The sequence below is a fragment of the Acinetobacter sp. YH16052 genome, from assembly GCF_013417155.1.
Classification (GTDB): Bacteria; Pseudomonadota; Gammaproteobacteria; order Pseudomonadales; family Moraxellaceae; genus Acinetobacter.
On record NZ_VPEO01000074.1, the window covers coordinates 1 to 3,492 of the forward strand.

General features: G+C 39.5%; 3 protein-coding genes. 1 reads left to right on the forward strand and 2 read right to left on the reverse strand.

From position 1 onward, the window contains the following. Together repM and FTV42_RS15850 are read right to left on the reverse strand one after the other, a co-directional pair. Positions 1–795: replication initiation protein RepM (repM, locus tag FTV42_RS15845; protein ID WP_180039178.1), on the reverse strand; the 795-nt coding region annotated here is incomplete at its 3' end. Between the two features lie 686 nt (positions 796–1,481). Further along, on the reverse strand, positions 1,482–2,237 hold the full coding sequence (locus FTV42_RS15850; RefSeq protein ID WP_180039179.1) for a hypothetical protein: 756 nt from the start codon (positions 2,235–2,237) through the stop codon (positions 1,482–1,484). A gap of 220 nt (positions 2,238–2,457) precedes the next feature. Between FTV42_RS15850 and FTV42_RS15855 the strand changes: the two genes are divergently transcribed. Then, positions 2,458–3,492, forward strand: a 1,035-nt coding sequence (locus FTV42_RS15855; protein WP_180039180.1) for a MobA/MobL family protein, incomplete at its 3' end; no start/stop codon positions are given.

Genomic DNA, 3,492 nt, shown 5'->3' on the forward strand with positions numbered 1-3,492 from the left:
TGGTAGTTCAGAAAGTTTAGTAGCAAATAAATAGCGTTGCTTATCTGTCATCCTCGAAAACAGATCAGTTGTATTAAGATCTCTATTAGTTTCTATAGATCGAATAGTTGCTTTCTTTGGCTTAAAGCTAAAAGAAAATCCTGAGATTGAACGACCTTTTTTATGCTGTTCGTATTTAACAGTTATATCTGAAAATTCGTTGATTTGATCTACTGCAATATCTAAAACACGTCTCTTAAATGCTTCCATTCTGGTGTATTCGTTTACACCAATACCCAATTGGCTACGGAATTTATTTAATTCAAAAAGAGGGGTCTTCCCTATAGATTTCCACTGCATTAATAATTCGTACAGACGAACTGCATAGACGCTTTTAAATTCAGATGTTTTTCGTAGATGATAGCTTGTGAAATATTGTTCAAACCCATCTATTTTAGTGACATGTTCAATTACCACACGAGTTAGGGTAACTAAAATTCTTCCTTCACCTTTCCGATAATTAGCATCTTGAATCCAGCGACTTTTTGTTAAAGTTCCATCTTCATTGGTAATCGTGAATTGTCTCTTAAAAAGAGAATCTTCTGCTTCAATTAATGCTAAATAAGCTGCATCTGGAGAAACGTTAAATGCTTTAGCATATCTAAGAGCATCTAATTCTAAAGGTTCATCTGTTGATAATCCTTGTCCAGTCTCACGAGCATCTACAATTGCGAGCTGAAGTAAACGGGTTTCGCTTAAAGTAAGTGTCTGTAAAGCTTGTACAAGTTTATTAGATTTTACGACTAAGTCTGTCATGTCATTCTATTTAGCAACAATTTTATTGTGTTGCTATAACAACATAATAAATATTTGTTGTCAAATACCGAGGAAACGTTGCTATATAACCGAGGAAACGTTGCTATATAACCGAGGAAACGTTGCTATATAACCGAGGAAACGTTGCTATATAGATCATGAAGGCATTGCTGCTTAAGGCTTTCAGCATGTCTAAAAACATTTAAAAGCTTTAAAATAATTAAAAGCCCAGGGAAGGAAAAATTGCCCTTGGTTTTCGCTACGCTCAAACTCTATTGAACTTCGCTTTCGCTCAGTTCGTAGGGGCAATTTTTTAGTTAATTCTTTCTTGAATTCGAAAAACCAAAAGCAAGAATGGATTCGCTACGCTCATAGAGCTTTTTCACTCGCTTTCGCTCGATCTAAAATCTGATTTTTACATGTGATTTACGCTTTATTAGGCTCTACAGCCTAAAAAGCTGTTTTTCAGAAAGTCGAAGCGCGAATTTTAGTGGTTCGCTCGTAGACACTCGCTCTATAGATACCTTTTAGGTATTTAATTTGAGTTTTAAGGACATTACTTAGTTTATAAATTAAGGATTGATCTGGAGTGAAATGTAAAAGGGCTTATTTCGCATTTTTAGCCCTGATTACATTTTTGTATAGGAAACTATAGGGTTAAGCCAAAAACAGGCTGTAATCGCATTTTATGGCTTTATACGGTGCTTTTGGATGAGTACCTTGTGAAAATCTTTCCCATTGATTTTATAGGTTGGCAAATCTTCAAGCATACGCTGGAATAATTTTGTTTCTTCCTTGATATCTTCGGTGTTGTTTTGGATCTCTTTATAGATTGTGGTTTCTTTAATGGTTTTTTCCCAAATAATGCTCTGTAGGAGGGCATCTCTGAGTAGGGGAATATCACTGTGCTGGATCTGAAGATTGAGGTCTTTATAAAGCGATTGAACTACACCTCCTATCGCGTATTTGAGTTGGTTTTCTGCATTGCGTTTTTTCTGGGCTTCCGTCAGTTCCTTGTGACTTTTCTGCAAAATTTCACGTTTGTGTTCATTCTCCAGCCGGATTCGATTGTCTAGGGCTGCTTTTTCAATTTTCTGATAAGACTCTAGGGCGCGATCCAGGCGGAAAAAATTATCCTGATCCATTGCTTGATTGAGTAAGGTCAGAATTTCAATTTCGTTGGCCAAGAGGGGCTGCTGGTTTTTGTCCTTCAGTTTGATCTGTTCAATGAGTGCCTGTCTTGTTAGAAACTGGTTCTTCTCCCGGTCGACTGTTTTGAGCAGACTGAGTTGTTTGTCATTGAATCTGTCATTGGATTGCTGGAGTAGGGTTAAAGCCTGTTGCTGTTTTTTCTTGAGGAAGGGAAGTTTTTCCAGGAACTGCTGCAATGTCATGAGGTCATTTGAAGTGAGTATTTTCGCAGGTCTTCCACGAGCCGCCATCGCATTCTCCAGCATAAAATGGGTGAGGTTTTTGTGTTTTCAGTTTAGCATAGGCCGGCATGAGAAGAATTAAATAAAATGTGGGAACATTATATTTAATTCTTAAGCTCGTTTCCGTGTTTTTATTTTAGTATAATTTCTTCGAATTATACTGAAATAAAAACACTTCTCCTCGTGCTCCGCAGGCTCTGCGAGGCTCCGTGAATTTGAAGGTGGGACAATGTTCTATTGCAACCTGGAACACACAAGTAAAAAGGCCGTGAAAACCCGATCGGGGAAAGTCAAAAATGCTGCTACGGCCAAGAACCGGTTTCACTACATTACCCGGACTTCGCATTTTAAAAATTATAAAGAAAGTGCCTCAGAACAGATCGAATTTGTGAGATCCGGCAATATGCCAAATTTTGCTGAAGGAAAGCCGGCTGAGTTTTGGGGCGCTGCAGATATTTATGAACGTAGTAATGGCCGTACCTGTTCCAGTCTGGTGGTGGCCTTGCCGAAAGAGTTGAACCAGGCACAGCGGATTGAATTGGCCGAGGCATTCATTGCTGAGTTTGCAGACCGCTATCGCTATCCCTTTACCTGTGCCATTCATAATCATGTTGGATCGTTGGGTGGGCAAGAGCAACCGCATTTGCATTTTATGTATAGTGAACGGCATGTTGATGGCATCGACCGGACCGCAGAACAGTTTTTTAAGCGTTATAACCCAAAGGATCCACAGAAAGGTGGGGCGCAGAAGCTGACAGCTGATGTGTTAGGCATGGGAAAGGCGCAGTTACAGCTGTATCGGCAGAAAACTGAAGAGCTGATTAATGACAGTCTCATGCGTTATGCTCCGACCAAGATGGTGGAAATCAAGGGAATTCAGGTGGAAGTTCCTAGTTTGGTCAGCTGTTTATCCAACAAGGAATACAACAAGAAGCATGGCACACAGCTGAAGGATGTTCCTGTGATGAATAAGGCGGTCCGTTTTGCGCGTGAGAAAGAGCCGGAATTAGTGGCCGAACGGGAAAGAATGACTGCTGAAATTAACCGGTTACGTGCTGAAAATCATTATGAGTTGTATCGTTCATTTTACGAGGCTGAATTAAAAAATCGTCAAGAGATTGAAGAGTTGAGCACGCAAGCTGAAACACCACGGACACGGCAGCATTGGTATGCTCAAGAAAAATTATTGTTTTTACAACAGAAAATGCTGCAAGCTTTATTGAAAGATCATCAAATGACAGAACCTTTTAGGTTGATTCAGCAT

Bases quoted from the DNA above. Each gene is read 5' to 3' on its own strand.
- FTV42_RS15850 (WP_180039179.1), bottom strand. From the start codon at position 2,237: ATGGCGGCTCGTGGAAGACCTGCGAAAATACTCACTTCAAATGACCTC.